We start from the raw sequence: 18,001 nt of genomic DNA, 5'->3' as shown, positions 1-18,001 counted from the left end.
GATTTTCTGTCCTTTCTATAGTAGAAATATAACCTGCTAACAAATAAGTTCAACTTTGCCCTCTAAACCAGATGTATAGGTGATTTGTCCCTGTCGGTCAACAACCAACACTTCAATCTGGTCTATTTGTGCTGCTTGATTGATAATTGCTTCCTTAGATAAGGGAAACAATCGCGTAGTCCAAATCTCACCATCTAACGAAGATTCACTTACCACAGTGACACTGCGAACGTCCGCTTGAAAGGGCTTACCATTTGTGGAATCTAAAATATGGTGGTAAAGATGTCCATCCTGTTCGAATACACGTACGTAATCCCCAGACGTTACAACTGATTGGTTACTTAAATCGACAATAGCCTTGTTATAACCACGCGTTTGGTCGGGATCTTGGATACCTATACGCCATTGTGTACTTTCTGTATGATTGGGTCGATGGCCATAGAATCTAAGGTTACCGCCAAGATTAATAGATGCCCTGGTTACGCCTTGATCTTTGAAATAAGCGATAATTTGATCTGCCGCATACCCTTTTGCAAGCGCACCTAGATCAATCGACATCTCTGGCTTAGCAAGGTAAACTGTTTTTTCTATTTCATCCAGATGAATGTCATTCGGGTCTACTAAAGTCAGCCGGTCATCAATCTCTTGCTGGCTAGGTTTACGATAATCCGCAAAACCAATCCGCCACAAGTTAACTAAAGGCCCAATAGCTATATTTAACTTTCGTCCCGATGCAATACTCTCTTTTTTACCGATTTGAATGAGATGAAATAGCTCCGGATGAACGCGTACAGCCTTTAATCCTGCCATTCGATTAACCGCCATTAATTCAGAAGATGGGTCATTCGCTGAAAAACGCGCTTCCAATTGAAACAAACGCTGGACTGCAGCAAGTAATAAAGAATTGCTATTTGGATGGTCAACCATTAGGTCAATCGTCGTACCCATCAAATTTATAGAATGCCGTTGCTCAAAGTCCAAATCACTAGCCTCCAACTTCTTAAACCTCTTCCACCCTAAATAGTAGACAGTAACCAAAAACTAAACCGCAAACGCCTACAAAAATTTGTACACCTCTTAATGGCATAAGTAACATTGATAAACCCATCACAAGATAAGTTGTCATTAGGATATGAATTTTTTTGCGCCTGCTGATACCACCTTGTCGTTTAAATTCGCCAACATACCGTTCATATAAACGAGTAGATTCTAACCAGTTTTTAAATCGCGGTGAACTTCGCGTAAAAAACCAGCCAGCAAGCAACAAGAAAGGGGTTGTCGGTAGAACGGGCAATATGACTCCTACACTCCCTAGGACCACACTTAACAAACCCAAAATTAGAAAAACCTTTTCTTTAATAGTCCTCATTTCCATCCCTCACCTCTTGAGAAAACATTCACATGATAGGTCTACCTCAAATTACCAAATTATATTTATTCCGTCAATGAAATATCCAAATACTAAAAAGAGGGTGCAACATTTGTGTTACACCCTCTAAAATATGTCTTATTTTATTATCAATCTTGAACCAAATTGTATTACTTATCTAGCGCCTTATGACGAATATTTAATTGATGTTGTTCATAGTTCGCTTGTTTTAGTTGTGGCAAGCTCATCATGGCGATAAAGCTGACTAGATAAAGGCTTGCTAAGAAAAGCATTACCATACCTACACCTGAAGCATCTAAGATAAAACCAATGATAACTGATGAAAAACCACCCACTGCACGTCCAACATTCAAAATAGTATTATTGGCGATGGCATTCACTTTAAATGGATACAAACGAGAAATCATTGCACCATAGCCTGCGAACATGCCGTTTACGAAGAAACCTACGATAGCGCCTCCGATTAAGATGGTCATAGCTGAATTAGTAAAAGTGAACAGATACACTGAAACTGCTGATGCAATTAAATACATACCATAAGACAATCTTGGACCTAATCTATCTAAAATTTGCCCAAATGTCAGCATTCCCAAGCACATACCCAAGATTGTCGTTACCATCCAAGTAGATGACCCAGAAACCGTCACACCAACTTGTTCTTGCATGATTGTTGGTAACCAGTTCATCATGCCAAAGTAGCCAGCGATTTGAACAGTTGTCATCACCATTAAGATGATTGTTTGATAGGTTTGCCCTGGTGTCTTAAATAATTCGCTAATAGAAGGTTTTTCATTTTTATTAATACCTACTAAGTCTTCTGTGACTTCATCTGTATTAATCCCTAATTCATCTTCCTTAATAGTTAATTTCGCCCATACCACCACTAGGATTGGTAAGATACCGAATAGGAACAAGCCTCTCCAACCAAGCGTTGGCACGATAAAACCTGCGAGTAAAGCTGATGAAATTGAGCCGATTTGGCCGACAATCCCGTTCAAGGATGAAATCCGGCCTAATTGTTTAGCAGGAACAAGTCCGGCCATAATCGAGATGGCTACCCCGTACTCACCACCAACCCCGATACCCGCGATAAAGCGTAATAGGTATAGGTATTGAATATTTGGCGTGAAGAAGATTAAAGCTGTTGCGATAGAGAAAGTTAGAATCGTTAAGTAGAAAACCTTCATTTTGTCCCAACGGTCAGCTAAGACACCGAATAGTAAACCTCCAGCTAACATCCCTAAGTTGGTAATTGTCGCGATCCAGCCGGCAGCTACACTCGAAATCCCTAGTTGGCTGATGATAGATGACATTGAAAATGATAAGAACATCACGTTTAAATCATCTGTCCCTGACGCAACAATAGCAGCAATCAAGGCATTACGTTGCGATTTGTTTAATTTGTGATCTTCCGCTTGTAATGCCTCTTCTCTTGTATTTTTTTCGATTGTTTTTTCCATTTTTGTGCTCCATTTTGGTAAAACTGGTGTAATTCCCTCATTTAATCACCTTAAAAATAAAATTGGGCAAAAAAAAAAATAAGGACATAAATCTGGTAAAGCTGTTATTTGTATAGTAGGTTAGGTCAACTTAACCGTGTTTTTCAGACCAAGCTTTAGGGTCTTTGTACCATTCCATCAACTTGTCATAATGTGGTGATAATTTAGGTTCTTTCGCTGCGTAATCCAAAATCTTCACGTAATTCGTTAGTGTCATCAAAGGATAACCCTCTTTTTCAAAGGCTTCTTTACTTGCTGCTAATAAGTAGTCAAAAATAGCTACTGCTGCAATAACTTCTCCGCCTGCTTCTTGAACTTTATCTGCTGCTGTAATGACGCTTCCACCTGTTGAAATCAAGTCTTCAATGATCACTACTTTTGCGCCCGCTTCTAAAGCACCTTCAATGGCATTTTGTTTACCGTGGTCTTTGGCAGAAGAGCGCACATAAATCATTGGTAAATCTAAGCGTTCACTTACAAAGGCAGCATGTGGGATACCAGCAGTTGCTGTCCCTGCAATCACATCTACGTCAGGGAAGTTTTCTTTGATTAATTCAGCCAAAGCATCTTCCACTATTGAACGCACACTCGGGTATGACATGATTAGTCGGTTATCTGTATAAATCGGGGCTTTAAGTCCGCTTGCCCAAGTATATGGTGCCTCAGGGCTAAAGTTTACTGCCTTAATCTCTAGTAATTTTTGTGCTACTAAATCCGCTTTTTCTACTGTCATCTTGCACCCTCCTTATTGTCCAGACCAATCAGCTGTGATTTGGTCATAAGTGACTTTTGAATTATCCGCTTGTGTAATTGGTCGTCCCACCACGATGTAGTCAGAACCGCCTTGAGCTGCTTGGCTTGGCGTCATGATTCGTTTTTGGTCATCCGCAACAGAAGTAGCTAAACGGATACCCGGTGTAATCGTTTGGAAGTCTTCCCCACAAGCCTCTTTAATAGCTGCTGCTTCAAGTGGTGAACAAACCACACCATCAAGGCCCGCTGCTTTCGTTAATTTAGCGTAGCGCAATACTGAATCCAATACTTCACCTGGAATACCTTGTTCTTCATTCATTTGTTCAGTAGAAGTGGACGTTAATTGAGTAACACTAATTAACATAGGGCGTTTACCTGTCGAACCTGCCTCTAAACCACGAAGGGCTGCTTGCATCATCTCTTTCCCACCTGCCGCATGTACATTGACCATTGCAACACCAGTACTGGCTAAAACGGCCATTGCGCGCTCAACAGTATTTGGAATATCATGTAATTTCAAATCTAAGAAAATGTCGTGGCCTTTTGCTTGTAACTCTTTTAAGAAAGCTGTCCCACCAGCATAAAACAATTCCATACCTACTTTTACATTTAATTGTTGACCTTGGAACTGATCAAGGAACGCAAATACCTCTTCTTGATTAGGAAAATCTAAGGCAATAATTGGTTTCTTTGGATCCACATGGCACTTCCTCTCATATTTTTCTGTTATCTTTTCATTTTTTCTCATTTATCTAAAAATGGGCAAAAAAAATAACCAACAACGAAACAAGGTTGCTGATTATATACTAGCGGATGCTGGTTTTAAAATTTGTTCACTGACAAAATAAAATGGTTATTCTTGTGAGCGAACAGCTCTTATGTGCAGGGCATCCTTACGCTAGTGCAGTTTCCCCTGTTTTTACTCTGTTGGCTATTGTACCGACTTAGAAAGTTAGAGTCAACACATATTTTAATAAAATATTTACAATTATTATTAAAGACTGTCATATCAACTATCGTACCAATAAAAAATCCGCTCCTTTATACGAAACGTACAAAAAGAACGGATAATTTTCATTTTTATCTTATTATTACTTATGCTTCTAAGGCAGCGCCAATAAAGCCATTAAAGATTGCTTGCGGACGGTCTGGACGTGAAATAAATTCTGGGTGGAATTGAGATGCCACAAAGAATGGGTGTTCTGGAATTTCTACGATTTCAACTAAATTACCATCTGGAGATGTTCCAGAGAAGACCATACCAGCTGCTTCGAATTCTTCGCGGTAAGCATTGTTAAATTCCCAACGGTGACGGTGGCGTTCTTCAACTAAGGCTTCATCGTTGTATAATTCACGTGCTTTAGAACCTTCTTTAAGGGCACATGGGTATAAACCTAAACGTTGTGTCCCACCTAAGTTTTCTAGTCCTGATTGTGTTGTCATCAAGTCGATTACTGGGTGTTCAGTGTTTGGATTGATTTCTGTAGAGTTGGCATCTGTGTAACCTAATACGTTACGGGCAAACTCAATAGAAGCCACTTGTAGTCCTAAACAAATCCCTTGGAATGGTACATTGTTTTCACGTGCGTATTTGATGGCTTGGATTTTACCTTCGATACCGCGGTTACCAAATCCACCTGGTACTAAGATACCGTCAGCATCGCCAAGGATCTCTTGTACGTTTTCCGCAGTAATTGTTTCAGAGTCAATCCAGTCGATATCAACTTCAGCGTCGTGAGCATATCCAGCGTGGCGTAATGATTCAGCTACTGAAAGGTAAGCGTCTTGAAGAGATACGTATTTACCTACTAAAGCAATTTTCACTTTCTTAGATAGGTTTAGTACACGGTTTTCAAGGTTACGCCATTCGCGCATGTCTGCTTCCGGTGTTTCGTCTAGACCTAATACTTCACATACTTTATCGTCTAAACCTTCTTGTTGTAGACGCAATGGTAGTGTGTAGATTGTTTCTACATCACGGTTTTCGATAACGGCATCTTCTTCAACGTCACAGAATTGTGCGATTTTTGCAGTCATACCGTCTGGTAGTGGGTGCTCTGAACGTACAACTAAGATATTAGGTTGAATCCCCATACCACGTAATTCTTTCACAGAGTGTTGCGTAGGTTTTGTTTTCAACTCACCAGCCGCTGCGACATATGGTAGTAAAGTTGTGTGGATGTAGCAAACGTTGTCAGCACCAACTTGTGAACGCATTTGACGTAATGCTTCAACGAATGGTGTTGATTCAATATCCCCAACAGTCCCACCAACCTCAGTGATTACGACGTCAGCGCCTGTTGTATCACCTGCACGTAAGATTTTATCTTTGATTGAGTCAGTGATGTGTGGAATGACTTGGACAGTTGCCCCTAAGTAGTCCCCACGACGTTCTTTGTTGATAACTTCTGAGTAAATTTTACCAGTTGTTACGTTTGAGTATTGATTTAAGTTGATATCAATAAAACGTTCGTAGTGACCTAAGTCTAAGTCAGTTTCAGTTCCATCGTTTAATACAAATACTTCCCCGTGTTGATAAGGGCTCATAGTACCTGGGTCAACGTTAATGTATGGATCAAATTTTTGGATGGTTACTTTTAAACCTCTATTTTTTAATAAACGTCCTAAAGATGCTGCTACTAAACCTTTACCGATTGAAGAAACTACCCCACCGGTTACAAAAATATACTTTGTCATGATATCCTTCCTTTTCTAAAAATTTTTATGCTTACAATAAGAAGGGAGATGCGGATAACTATTTTCCTTAGAAAAAATAAAAAAATCCCCATCTTTCCTAGGAAAGACAGGGAGTAACGTGTTCATCTCACTTTAGTAACGAAACTAAAGTGCCCAAAAAGAATAATAATTCATTTACTTATTCGAGTCAAGGAAAAACAACATGTTTTTTATAGAGGTTTAGAAATCTTTGTTAGAAGTCATCTTCGTCTTCCTCATCATCATCTTCGTCAACTAAGCTAAGGTCGCCTTCAAGACCATCTTCAAGATCTTCTTCTTCCTCGTCGTCGCCTAATTCACCTAAATCAGAAGAGTAAGCTGAAATTTCGTCTTCTTCATCTTCTTCTTCGTCATCGTAATCTTCTTCGTCTTCAACGTAGTCCACATCTTCTGGGTCGTCAGACGCGTAGTCAATTAAGTCATCATCTTCAACAGAAGCCAATAGACTCTTGCTACCTTTGTGTTTAGCTTTGATATCGTCATCATCAATTGACGAAACAATTTCTTCATCGATTGAATCAACTGCGTACCACTCACGTAAGCCCCAACGGTTGTCTCCTAAAGAGATAAAGCTACCGTCATAGTTCATTTCTGTATAGAAAGTCGCCATTTTGCTTTCTAATTCATCTTGTGGCATATTCAAGAAGTCTTGAATTTCAGCTAATAAATCATTGAACTCGAATACATTATTCGTTTCTACTAAAATTTGGTATGCGACTTCAACCATTGATAACTGTTCTTTGTTTTGACCAGCAAATCCTTTTAATTCCACTACTAGTTCATCCTTTCGCCTTATAACCAACGCACTTGTGATTAATCGTCTAGTATATCCATTATATATTACTACACATGGACCCTTGTTTGCAATTCGATTTGATATTGACCAATCATTTCTTCAGATTGGTATAAGTTGTATGCCATCCGGGCATTAAAGGTATCCGCATCGTTTTGGTCTACATTAAGTAAATTTAATTGTCCTTGGAAAGTAATTGCTTGTGCATCTGTCACATGGTAGAGGATATCGGTTTTTTTACCTTTGACTAAATTCATTGTCGTTTCTGTACCGTTCACTTGACGACGGATAGTCACTTTATCGTTAGCTTCAAATTTTAAACGAACCGCTACGATGTTTTCGGTGATTTTTTCTTCATATTCTACATAAATAGCCTCGCCTACTTCATAGAAGTAACCATTTGTTTTAGTGGTAAATTCCTCTTGCACTTGTTGGCCATCACGATCTTGTTGGATATAGTTTTTAACATTTAACTGGATTGCTTGTTTACCAGCATTTGCCATTTGGCAACCTCCTCTAATTACAATTTTTCTTGTATATTTAACCTCCCCTATTCTAACACGATTCGCTTATACTTCAAAGATTAGATACCTTTGAAACCGCCGTCAAATAGGGGAAACAGCTACTTTTATGGTACAATATAGACAAATTAGCGGGAAGGACTATCACATGATGTTTGACAACTTTAAAACAGGCGACAAACCGCTGACTATGGCGGTCTATAAAGATATTACTAAAAATAATCAAGCCTATAGTTTAGAAGAGGCAGATGTAGCCTTGCTACCCTTTGCGGTTGATGATGCCATCTTGAATGCCATCAACCAAGAAACTTTTGAAGCCCCATTAGCCATTCATTTCTGGCCAACCCGCCCAACTGTTATTCTTGGAGGATTGGACACTAGGCTACCAGACTTTAATCAGGCTGTGACTTGGCTGTATGAGGACCAAGCCATTTTGCCAATAGTACGTCCTGCTGGTGGTTTAGCGGTGGTATCTGACCCAAATGTCTTGAACTTAACCCTATTAATGGATACGCAAAATCACGCTTTCACTATTGACCAAGCCTATGAATTCATTGTTGCCCTTCTACAAGAAATGATGGATGAACATGGACTTACATTGGAAGTAGGGGAAGTAGCGACCTCGTACTGTCCGGGGAAATTTGACGTGTCGATTAACGGTCAAAAAGTAGCCGGCATCGCCCAACGTCGGATTGGACATGCGGTAGGTATTTACCTTTACATGTCGATTACTGGTGATCAAACCAGTCGCGGCCAATTAGTAGCTGATATGTACGAATCCGGTCAAGCAGCTAAAGATGAAAGAGGCCGGTATCCAAACGTGAACCCTAGTATTATGGCCAACTTGTCCGACTTTGCGCCTATCGATACGGTCGAAAAATTTGTCGATGACCTGTTAACGGTGATTGCGGATGCTGGGGTTGAATTAGACAAACGAAGTCAAGAGGCTTTAGATACGGCGACTTATATCGAACGAATGCAGAAACGAAACCAAGTCCTTTACGATATATTAGCAAATCAATAGATAGAAACCGCCCGCCTTCACGTATAAATATAGAAAGACAGATTTTGACAAAGGAGACTGTTATGAGTATTGCAGAAGCGAGTAAACGCATACCCGAAAAGGTGTTTCGGGACCCCGTGCACGACTACATTCACGTCCAACACCAGGTAATTATGGACCTGATTAATTCTAAAGAAATGCAACGCCTACGCCGAATCAAACAAATGGGGACGGCTTCTTATACCTTCCACGGTGCGGAACATTCACGGTTTAGCCATTCATTGGGTGTTTATGAAATTGCTCGAAAGATTTGTGATAAATTTGTACGAAATTATGCCGTTGAAGATGGTGGCGCTTGGGACGATAGTGAGCGATTGGTCGTCTTATGTGCTGCACTCTTACACGACATTGGGCACGGACCTTTCTCCCATACCTTTGAGAATATTTTCAATACTGACCACGAAACCATGACAAGAGAAATCATTTTGTCAGAAGCCACTGAGGTCAACCAGATTTTACGAGGGGTATCAGCTAATTTCCCAAGACAAGTAGCGTCTGTCATTGATAAAACATATCCAAATCCGCAAGTTGTTCAGTTGATTTCTAGTCAAATAGACGCTGACCGAATGGATTATCTACTCCGTGACTCTTACTTCTCTGGCACTAATTACGGGAACTTTGATTTGAGCCGGATTCTACGAGTGATGCACCCTTATAAAGATGGTATTCGTTTTGACTACAACGGTATGCATGCAGTGGAGGACTATATCACTAGTCGTTATCAAATGTACATGCAAGTCTACTTCCACCCTGTTTCAAGAGGGATGGAAACGCTACTCCACCATCTGTTAAAAAGAGCTCAAGAAATATTTCTGACAAAAAATGAATTTACCAGTCGTGATACCCACGCTTCATTCTTAGAACCATTTTTTACTCAGGACTGGACATTAGAAGACTACCTGCGCCTAGATGATGGGGTCTTACAAACCTATTTCCAACACTGGATTTTTTATGCAGAAGACCCAGTCTTGCGGGACTTAGCTGACCGCTTTGTTAACCGTAAACCATTTAAGTCAGTCACTTATAACGAGGTTGAAAACCAAGAAGACGTGAAAGTATTGATCGACTTAGTGGGCAAATTAGGCTACGACATCCAATACTATGTTGCTATGAACTCGCGCTTTGATTTACCGTATGATTTCTACCGACCAAGTGCCGAGAAACCACGTACGCAAATTGAATTAGTTGAGAAAAATGGCCACATGGTCGAATTGTCAAAAGCTTCAAGTTTAATTGCAGCCTTTACTGGTCAACAACGCGGAGATGAACGATTATTCTTACCAAATGAATTATTCTATGGGAAAAACCGTGACAACATTACCTTGTTTGAACCTATCCTGAGGCAAATCCACGCCATGACCAAAACAGGTAAAATCACACCACTAGACGAAAACTTGGTAGATGAATTTTAGTGGATACATTTATCTAGCCTTCAGATAGAATAAGATGTTGTTATTTACTTAATATAATGAACTGAAAGGCTTGGATACTGGACAATCAAACCAAGTACCACATTGGGATCCAGAAAGAGTCAAAGCTATTTTGAATAAATAGTTTTAAGTAACTAGTCTTAAGCAAATAAGCTTAAAATTAAGGAGGAATTTTTTATCAAGGATTCGAAGTTGACTATCACGCTTGTAGTAGTTGTTGCGGTGAGCCAGTATATCATTTCCCTCTTTGGCTTGATTACGTCACCCTTTGTCAATGTGCTTGTTTTAGCATTTCTAGTGATTGCCACGAATGACCTATACAAGCTATTTCAGCGTAAAAACCACTAAGTCATTTTTCAAATAAAAAAGAGCAGCAAATCGCTACTCTTGTATACGTGGAGGTCGTAACAATCGTTTCGACCTCTTTTACTTATGAAACCTCGCTTATAATTGGGTTTCAAAAAGTCAAACTCTTCCGACACTTCCCAAAATACGCCAATTACTTAGCAGTAATGGTTTAGCTTTTGGTCCATCGCGTCTAGTCTAAATAACTTTTGTCACACCTTGCTTTATTTCACTTTAGCTATTGGTTTCCCTGCTTCTAACAAAGCTTTATTCCGCAAAAAGCCAAATGACAGGATGACTAAGGCAAATCCTGCGAATAATAGGATATAAGAAATGGGCATAAAATCAGCTAAGGGGCCAAACAAGGCCATTCCTAAAGGCATCATGGCGGTGTTGATCATAGACATGACCCCAAACACCCGACCTAGATAGGCTTCTTCCACATGGTCTTGAATCAAAACCATAGATGGGGTATTGAATAAAGGGACGGCAATCCCTGTAATGACCATCAGGACGACATACAACCAGAAGTTGCTGGTCGAACCTAATCCCAAGGTGCAGGCCGCCAAGATAAAGGAACCCAAGGCCATGGTCTTGATTCGGTTGGGAAATCCTTGCCACCAAGAAATCAAACCGCCACCTAAGACGAACCCAACTGAGAAAGCAATTTCAATAGCTGACAACCGCCACACTTCGTCTCCGTATGTCCTTGTCACAACTAAAGTCGGTAACATGGAGGCTGGCGCGATTAGTAACATGAAGATTCCGAAGAAGATGAATAGGTTTCTTAGGAAGTCATGGTTTTTGACGTAGCGGACACCCAACATAAAGTCAGCAGTATAGGACGCCGACTGGTTTCTACTAGCCTTGTCATGGGTCCGCACTTTCAAAAATAACATGGTGACAATCGCTAATCCCGCTGTAACCACATCGACCAGGAAGATGTAAGATAGTGGCCAGGCTGCTAGCAAACCCGCTGATATCAAGGGCGACCCGAAGTTTAGAATCCCTTGAATTGAGGAATTGAGGCCGTTAATCCGAGTTAATTCTGATTTAGGGACGATTTGTGGCAAAATAGCACCCACTGCCGGTGTTTGGACGGCTGCGCCAAAGGCACGAATAGCTGCTACAATCAGTAACATCCAAATCTCTTGGTAACCCTGCATATACAACAAGGCTAAAATAAGCGTTGCTACCGCAATCCCACCATCAGCCCACATGATTAATTGCTTTCGGTTAAACCGGTCAGCCCAGACCCCTGTTACTGGTGACAGTAAAAAGGTTGGTAAAAAGGCGCAGATGATATACAAAGTCATCATAACACCGGACCCGGTTTCAATCGTAATATACCACATGATGGCATATTGTACGATGGATGAGCCGAATAAGGAAATCCCCTGACTGGTTAGGAATAAAGCGACATCCCTTACCCAGTTTCTATTTGCTTGTTCATTGATTTCATTCATGGAAATCTCCCCCATATTTCAAACTTTCTTCGTCTTCCATCTTACTCGACCAAGCCTTCCCTGTCGATATTTAAGCCGTTCAAATGGGCATGTACAGGCAACTTATATTCATTTTCCAAACAAATTGGAACCCACTTTGACGAAACAAAAAATCGAGACCAGTGGCCCCGACTTTATTTGATCTATTTATTTTTCTATAATACTTCCATAAAGGCTGCTATCCGGTCCATGGCTACGGCAATATCCTCGTAGGCCGCGGCATAAGAGAAACGGAAGTAACCTTGGCCGCCAGGTCCAAAGGCTGAGCCAGGAATGACACCGACTTTCGCTTTTTCAGCTAGATCTAGAGCAAAGGCTTGGTCATCATCACCGTATTTGGCTGGAATGCGGGGGAATACATAAAATGCGCCAGCTGGATGCGGGATATCAAATCCCATAGCTGTCATCCGGTCCACAATCATCTTCCTTCGGTCGTTGTATTCACCCTTCATGTCATCAATGGCTTGGTCGCCGTCATTATAAGCAGCTACTCCGGCCCACTGGTCAGGTGTTGATACACAGGTTACCATGGTCTGGAAAATCTTGAACAACTCTTCGTATAGGTCAGCTGGAATATGTAAGAAACCTAGTCTAAATCCAGTCATCGCATACGACTTTGATGCCCCTGCAAGTAAAATCGTTCGTTCTGGTAACTCTTGCACCATTGAATAGTGGTCACCTTCATAAACCAAATCCCCGTAAATTTCATCCGACAAGACATAAACATCCGGATACTTCCGCAAGACCTCCGCCAATCCCTTGACCTGATCCTTAGAATAAGTGGTCCCAGTTGGATTGTTTGGATAATTCAGCATCAACAACTTGATCTCAGGATGACCTTGTAGCTGGTGGTCCAAAGCTTCAGGCGTTAAGACAAAACCATCAGCAGACGTATCCACAAAAACCGAATCCCCACCAGATAAAATAGAAGAATAGCCATATAGTGGGAAATACGGCGAAGGAATTAGGACCTTATCGCCAGGATTCAACAAGGCCATCATGGTAATCATAAAACCTTGACTAGCCCCCACCGTCACCATAATTTGTTGCCAGTTTAGGTCTAGTTGATGACGACGTTGGTAGAAATTAGCAATCGCCTGACGCAACTCCTGCAAACCATCCGAAGCCGCATAATGGGTGAAATTCTTATCCAAAGCTTCTTTCATCGCATCCTTAATAAATTCAGGCACATCAAAATTTGGCTCCCCAATCGTAAAATTCAACAAACCAGGAATCGTCGACACCTGCGCATCAAAAGCCCGAATCTCAGACGGCGTAATCTGCTTCAACCGCTCATTAATCGTCATACCACAAAAATCCTCTCATTAACCGGCCAGTCCCCCAACCGTATATTCCCTATATTGTAGCACTTATCCCCAAAAATCGTGATGCGTTTTCTAAACCTTTTTGTAAAAGGGCAAAAGCCCGTCAAGATAACCTTAGTTATAAATTAGTCATGTGCCTAAGTGCAAAATACCATCTAGTGATGCTTCAATCTCGCTGTGTAGATGATGTGTAATCATAATCACGGTCAGACTTGGATCTTTCATTAAATCTTTTTCAATTTTCAAGGCCGTCTCCTGGTCAAGTGAGGATGTCCCTTCATCAAGTAAAATAATGCTTTTACCATGAGCCAACCCTCTCGCTAAGGCTAATCGTTGCTTTTGTCCGCCCGATAATAAACGTCCACTTTCGCCGATATTTCCATCTAACTGTCCATTCAAATCTTGTACAGTTGCTTCTAAACCAGCCTTTTTGAGCGCAGCCCAAATAGTTTCATCAGAAAAATCATTATTCAAACTCACATTATCACGAATTGTTCCTTCAAATATATAAGGTGTTTGATCTAAATACATCACTTCTTGTCGAATATCAAAGCCATCAACTGCTTTCAACTCATTACCCATCAAACGAGCTGATCCAGTATAATTAGTTAATTTACCATTCAAGATGTTCAGTAAGGTGGTTTTGCCTGACCCACTTGGCCCAATAATGGCGTATTTATGCCCAAAATTAAAATGATAATCTAACTCTTCAAAAACAAACTGATTATCATAAGCATAGGATAAATTTTTCAAATCAATACCAGTTTCATCTACAACAAATTTATCATATATAGGTTGGTCCACTTGTTCAATAGACGCAAATTTTTCAAAGATTGGATATACCATTCGAACTTGTGTCCAGTAATTCGTTATATTCCCCACACTATTAAAAATTTGAAAACTTAATCCTTCTGTTGCAGAAATCGACCCAATTGAAATAACTTGTCGAAAAGCCAGTACAGCACTCAAGACCCAAACACCAATTTGTCCAATTAGATTCCCAGATGCACCAAGAATAGCTGAATAAGTGACTTGTGTATGTTGGTTAACGGTTGATTGAGCTACCTTTTTAGAGCCCTCTTCAATGCGACGCGTAATACGAGATAAGAGATTATAAGAAAATAGTGTATCAAATCCTTGCAGTGTATCAGTAACAATCTGCATAAATTTTTCTTCTTCATGGGTTACTTCAAGTGTAGCCTCTTGAACCCTTTTAGTCACTAATTGAGGCAACCATAAGGTAAAGATGGCAGAAATCAATGAAAATAACAGGATTGACCAATGGAAGTATAATAAGGCAATAATGGCACCAATACCTGTAATTGTTAAGGTAATAATTTCATATATTCCAGCAAAGCCATTTTCTTCAATAGTATTTATATCATTTGTCAACCATGAGGCGAACGATGATGAATGTTTGTCATGAAAGGCTTGATAAGACAATTTTTCAATAGATTGGGTGATATCCTTGCGAATCGCTGTCACCATTAGCTGGGTAACTTTAGCTTGATAGGGTATTTTCATTAGTAAAGTTACAATATAAGCAATCTGCAAAAGGGTCACCCATATTATTGACACTATCATGGTTCGCCAATCAAAGGCAATTAAGGCATTCAAGACATTTGCATTTAAGACACTAGCCACAATTTGCGCTACTGCCCCTAATAAAATAATGAAAATTAATAAAGTATTTTCTTTCCAATATAATTTAAAATACTTCTTCATAGACCCCCCTTTGCCAAAACAAACCCCAAACGAAACATTGCGCCCAAAAAGATTGGAAGATTAGAAAAATAAAATAATATATCATTTTTTCTAATTATATTATCATATTTATAGAAAAATTAAAAGCCAATTATCATTTATAACAATTTTCTACCTTTGTTTTTTACTTGGCATGTAGATTCGTGGCCCACAGCTTTCAAAAGTGCGACAAAGATTCCTAACCTTTAAAAATTACAAAAGATTTAAAGGCTACCGCTATTGGTCTGACTTTTGGTAGTATATAATGAAAAGGAAGTGGCATCATAAGGGATGCCAACAAAAATGGTTTAACCCTTTTTCTAAAAAAATGTACCAAGTGTAATAATAAGGAGTGTATACAATGGCACAACGAAGATATAATACAGATGCGAGTGTCAACCAGATGCAATCTTTGCGGGCGGAAACACATCAAAAAGCCAGCGCCTTGTCGGCGGATATGCGGTCCTTCTTCCAGGATTGTGAGGGGTATTTTCTAACGAGTGGTCCGGCGCAACCTGCGATTTATCAGGAGTTATCGAAATTGGTGGACCGATTGCAGGTAGCGGAACTGCGACAAATTTCAGCTGAGGAAGTGCTAGGGATGTCGGGGGAGGATTATTGTAAGTTGACCCTGCGTCGCTTGAATATTGAACGATATGATTTTAATTTAGCTAAGTATGTACCAGCTGTTCTATCATTTGTAGTTTTAACTTTAACCATTTATGCTACTTATATGTTTATTGCCGGCTTTGCTTGGTGGGGTGACTTTGCTTCTGCTATCCAGATGCCCGTTGCGGTATCGATTTTAGGATTGCCCCTACAGGTTTTCGTGATTTTCACAGCCATTTTCTTCTGGGTGACTTTCAGCCGCAATACTGCCTTTGGCCGCAAGTGGTATCAGGGCTTTAATGTCTTATATTTATTGGCCGGCATCTTTTCTGCCGCACTGGTTTTCACCCTACCCTACATTATTCATTCATACCGGGTAGCGCAGATTAACCTACCAGTCTGGTTGGTATGGGCCATTGCCATTATCGCTATGGGATACTACTTCTTGGTCTCTTACTTCAATGTGGGCGACAAGGTAGACTTATGGATTTCAAACCGAGCGGCTCAGTCGACTTTAAGTGATGACGACACCTATTCACCAACTTTAGGAGCCTATTTAACAGGCCAACCAGGGAATGAAGATAAGGATTTAACCCCAGTTCGGGAATTAGACCAAACACCTGATAGTAATAATGAGGAAAAACCAGCTGTCTCTGATGAACCCATGCGTTTAAATAACTTGTGGAATACTATCATGTTAAAACGGCCGATTATTAACCGAAAGACTTACCGGGAAATGCAAGACCGTCAAGAACGTGATGGTTACAGCGATAAGGCAGATAAAGACAACAAGAAAAATAGCGAATCTGGCAAAACCAGTCAGCGCCGTAAAAAATAAGGGCTAGCAAAAGATGAAATTCGCTGATATTGGTACTGATTAATAGTACTGATACATTGTACCGATATATAGTAAGGAGCTAACTAAGTGAAGATAGCAGTAATAGGTGGCGGGATCCTTGGATCGACCGCTGCCTTTTATTTAACCAAAGACCATGATGTAACCCTATATGACGACGGAATTGGACAAGCTACTAAAGCGGCGGCCGGCATTATCTGCCCCTGGTTCTCTAAACGTCGCAATAAACCCTGGTACCGCCTAGCCAATGGTGGGGCCCATTTTTACCGAGACTTATTGAAAGATTTGGCGGACGCTGGGATAGTGACCCAGGCTTATCAACAAAAAACGACTTGGTTGTTGAAGAAGAAGCCCAAACTGATTGATGATTTGATGGCGGTTGCTGAAAAACGACAAGGAGAAGCACCTTTAATCCAAGAAATTAACAAGTTATCCCCAACTTATCAACAGGCTCGATTTCCCCATTTTCACTATGACAACGACCTGATTGAAACGGATGGCGGTGCGGTAGTAGACGGTCATGATTTATGTCAGGATTTAATTACCGCAGCTAAGGGGGAAAATCTAAAAGTTGTGAATGTTCGGGCTGATTTAACTTTCTTAGATGATGGTAAAGTTATGGTGAAAAATGACCAAGAAGTCTATGATACCGTGGTTTTAGCGACTGGTGCTTGGTTGGGTCAGGTCCTTGACCCACTGGGCTATCAAGTAGATGTCCGCCCTCAAAAAGGCCAACTGGCAGTGTTTGAAACCGACTGGAATACCCAAGCATTACCCCTGATTATGCCTGAAGGTGAAGGTGATTTCATACCTCATTTAGACGGGAAAATCTTTGTGGGCGCTAGTCATGAAGACGATCAAGGCTTTGATTTGTCCACAGACCCAAGCCAATTAGTGGATATCTTTTCCACAATCTATCAACTGGTCCCTGAATTGGCTAACTATCCAGTCACTGACTATAAAATCGGTAGCCGGGCTTATACCTCTGACTATGCGCCCTTCTATGGACCATTGCCTGACCGGCCAAATGTTTATGTGGCATCCGGCTTGGGTTCATCCGGTTTAACCACCGGCCCTTTGATTGCTAGAGAGATGAGTCGCTTAATCAATAATGAGGAAACCTTGCTTGATCCTAGCGACTATGCCGTTGAAAATTATATCCAAAAGCGTGTCCAATAGTAGGAAAGTCTTTCAAATCATTTCAAATAACCAATGCAATACACAGTCCTTGCTGCATCAAATGAATCAGCAAGGGCTTTTTTTGGTGTTCATTTATATTTATTTGCACACTTAATTTGCATAACTTTTAAATTATTTTTCCACCTCTTCCAGTTCTGTGTCTTTTCTTACAAATCTCACATGGTTTGCGGAGAAAATCTCACATTGATGAGAAAATCATGTGAGGTATTTTTCTGTCATGTTACTTTTTTGAA

15 protein-coding genes are annotated in these 18,001 nt (G+C 40.5%); 4 read left to right on the top strand and 11 right to left on the bottom strand.

The genetic code is table 11. The features are described 5' to 3' along the window. Positions 1–36 precede the first annotated feature (36 nt). The 8 genes from ACUW85_RS06745 to ACUW85_RS06710 all read right to left on the bottom strand — a co-directional run bounded on the left by ACUW85_RS06745 (position 37) and on the right by ACUW85_RS06710 (position 7,674). Entirely contained in the window at positions 37–981 is a 945-nt protein-coding gene (locus tag ACUW85_RS06745) for an FAD:protein FMN transferase (RefSeq protein WP_149358280.1), read from the bottom strand. A gap of 19 nt (positions 982–1,000) precedes the next feature. Further along, positions 1,001–1,375, bottom strand: a complete 375-nt coding sequence (locus ACUW85_RS06740) for a YbaN family protein (protein ID WP_149314881.1) — start codon at positions 1,373–1,375, stop codon at positions 1,001–1,003. A 164-nt stretch (positions 1,376–1,539) separates the two neighbouring features. Further along, the gene (locus tag ACUW85_RS06735) at positions 1,540–2,850 is read right to left on the bottom strand and encodes an MFS transporter (RefSeq protein WP_182023477.1); all 1,311 of its coding nucleotides are present in this window, start codon (positions 2,848–2,850) and stop codon (positions 1,540–1,542) included. A 130-nt stretch (positions 2,851–2,980) separates the two neighbouring features. Further along, positions 2,981–3,622, bottom strand: coding sequence for an orotate phosphoribosyltransferase (gene pyrE, locus ACUW85_RS06730; RefSeq protein WP_182023478.1), 642 nt, complete (start codon positions 3,620–3,622; stop codon positions 2,981–2,983). A 12-nt stretch (positions 3,623–3,634) separates the two neighbouring features. Then, a complete protein-coding gene (gene pyrF, locus ACUW85_RS06725) occupies positions 3,635–4,342 on the bottom strand; it encodes an orotidine-5'-phosphate decarboxylase (protein ID WP_149256327.1) in 708 nt (235 codons plus the stop codon). Positions 4,343–4,737: 395 nt separating this feature from the next. Further along, positions 4,738–6,339: a CTP synthase gene (locus ACUW85_RS06720; protein WP_182023479.1), complete on the bottom strand. Its 1,602-nt coding sequence runs from the start codon at positions 6,337–6,339 to the stop codon at positions 4,738–4,740. 232 nt (positions 6,340–6,571) lie between these two features. Continuing rightward, a complete protein-coding gene (rpoE, locus tag ACUW85_RS06715) occupies positions 6,572–7,150 on the bottom strand; it encodes a DNA-directed RNA polymerase subunit delta (RefSeq protein ID WP_149358277.1) in 579 nt (192 codons plus the stop codon). A gap of 71 nt (positions 7,151–7,221) precedes the next feature. After that, a complete protein-coding gene (locus ACUW85_RS06710; protein WP_182023480.1) occupies positions 7,222–7,674 on the bottom strand; it encodes a DUF1934 domain-containing protein in 453 nt (150 codons plus the stop codon). Between the two features lie 166 nt (positions 7,675–7,840). Between ACUW85_RS06710 and ACUW85_RS06705 the strand changes: the two genes are divergently transcribed. Both ACUW85_RS06705 and ACUW85_RS06700 read left to right on the top strand, forming a co-directional pair. After that, positions 7,841–8,716: a lipoate--protein ligase family protein gene (locus ACUW85_RS06705; RefSeq protein WP_259345404.1), complete on the top strand. Its 876-nt coding sequence runs from the start codon at positions 7,841–7,843 to the stop codon at positions 8,714–8,716. Between the two features lie 62 nt (positions 8,717–8,778). Further along, entirely contained in the window at positions 8,779–10,167 is a 1,389-nt protein-coding gene (locus ACUW85_RS06700; RefSeq protein WP_149256323.1) for an HD domain-containing protein, read from the top strand. Positions 10,168–10,754: 587 nt separating this feature from the next. Here the strand turns inward: ACUW85_RS06700 and ACUW85_RS06695 are convergent. The 3 genes from ACUW85_RS06695 to ACUW85_RS06685 form a co-directional block, all read right to left on the bottom strand. After that, the gene (locus ACUW85_RS06695) at positions 10,755–11,996 is read right to left on the bottom strand and encodes an MFS transporter (protein WP_182023482.1); all 1,242 of its coding nucleotides are present in this window, start codon (positions 11,994–11,996) and stop codon (positions 10,755–10,757) included. A 194-nt stretch (positions 11,997–12,190) separates the two neighbouring features. After that, complete coding sequence (locus ACUW85_RS06690) at positions 12,191–13,342, bottom strand: pyridoxal phosphate-dependent aminotransferase (protein WP_149256321.1); 1,152 nt, start codon at positions 13,340–13,342, stop codon at positions 12,191–12,193. A gap of 147 nt (positions 13,343–13,489) precedes the next feature. Beyond that, positions 13,490–15,085, bottom strand: coding sequence for an ABC transporter ATP-binding protein (locus tag ACUW85_RS06685; RefSeq protein WP_182023483.1), 1,596 nt, complete (start codon positions 15,083–15,085; stop codon positions 13,490–13,492). 379 nt (positions 15,086–15,464) lie between these two features. On the opposite strand from ACUW85_RS06685, the gene ACUW85_RS06680 reads away from it, so the two are divergent. After that, positions 15,465–16,550 (top strand): ABC transporter permease, encoded by a 1,086-nt coding sequence (locus ACUW85_RS06680; protein ID WP_149256319.1) that lies wholly within the window; start codon positions 15,465–15,467, stop codon positions 16,548–16,550. Between the two features lie 87 nt (positions 16,551–16,637). Then, complete coding sequence (locus ACUW85_RS06675) at positions 16,638–17,747, top strand: NAD(P)/FAD-dependent oxidoreductase (RefSeq protein WP_149256318.1); 1,110 nt, start codon at positions 16,638–16,640, stop codon at positions 17,745–17,747. Positions 17,748–18,001: the final 254 nt, after the last annotated feature.

This window comes from Aerococcus sp. 150760013-2 (genome assembly GCF_053627715.1).
This window is presented reverse-complemented; position numbering and strand designations above follow the sequence as displayed.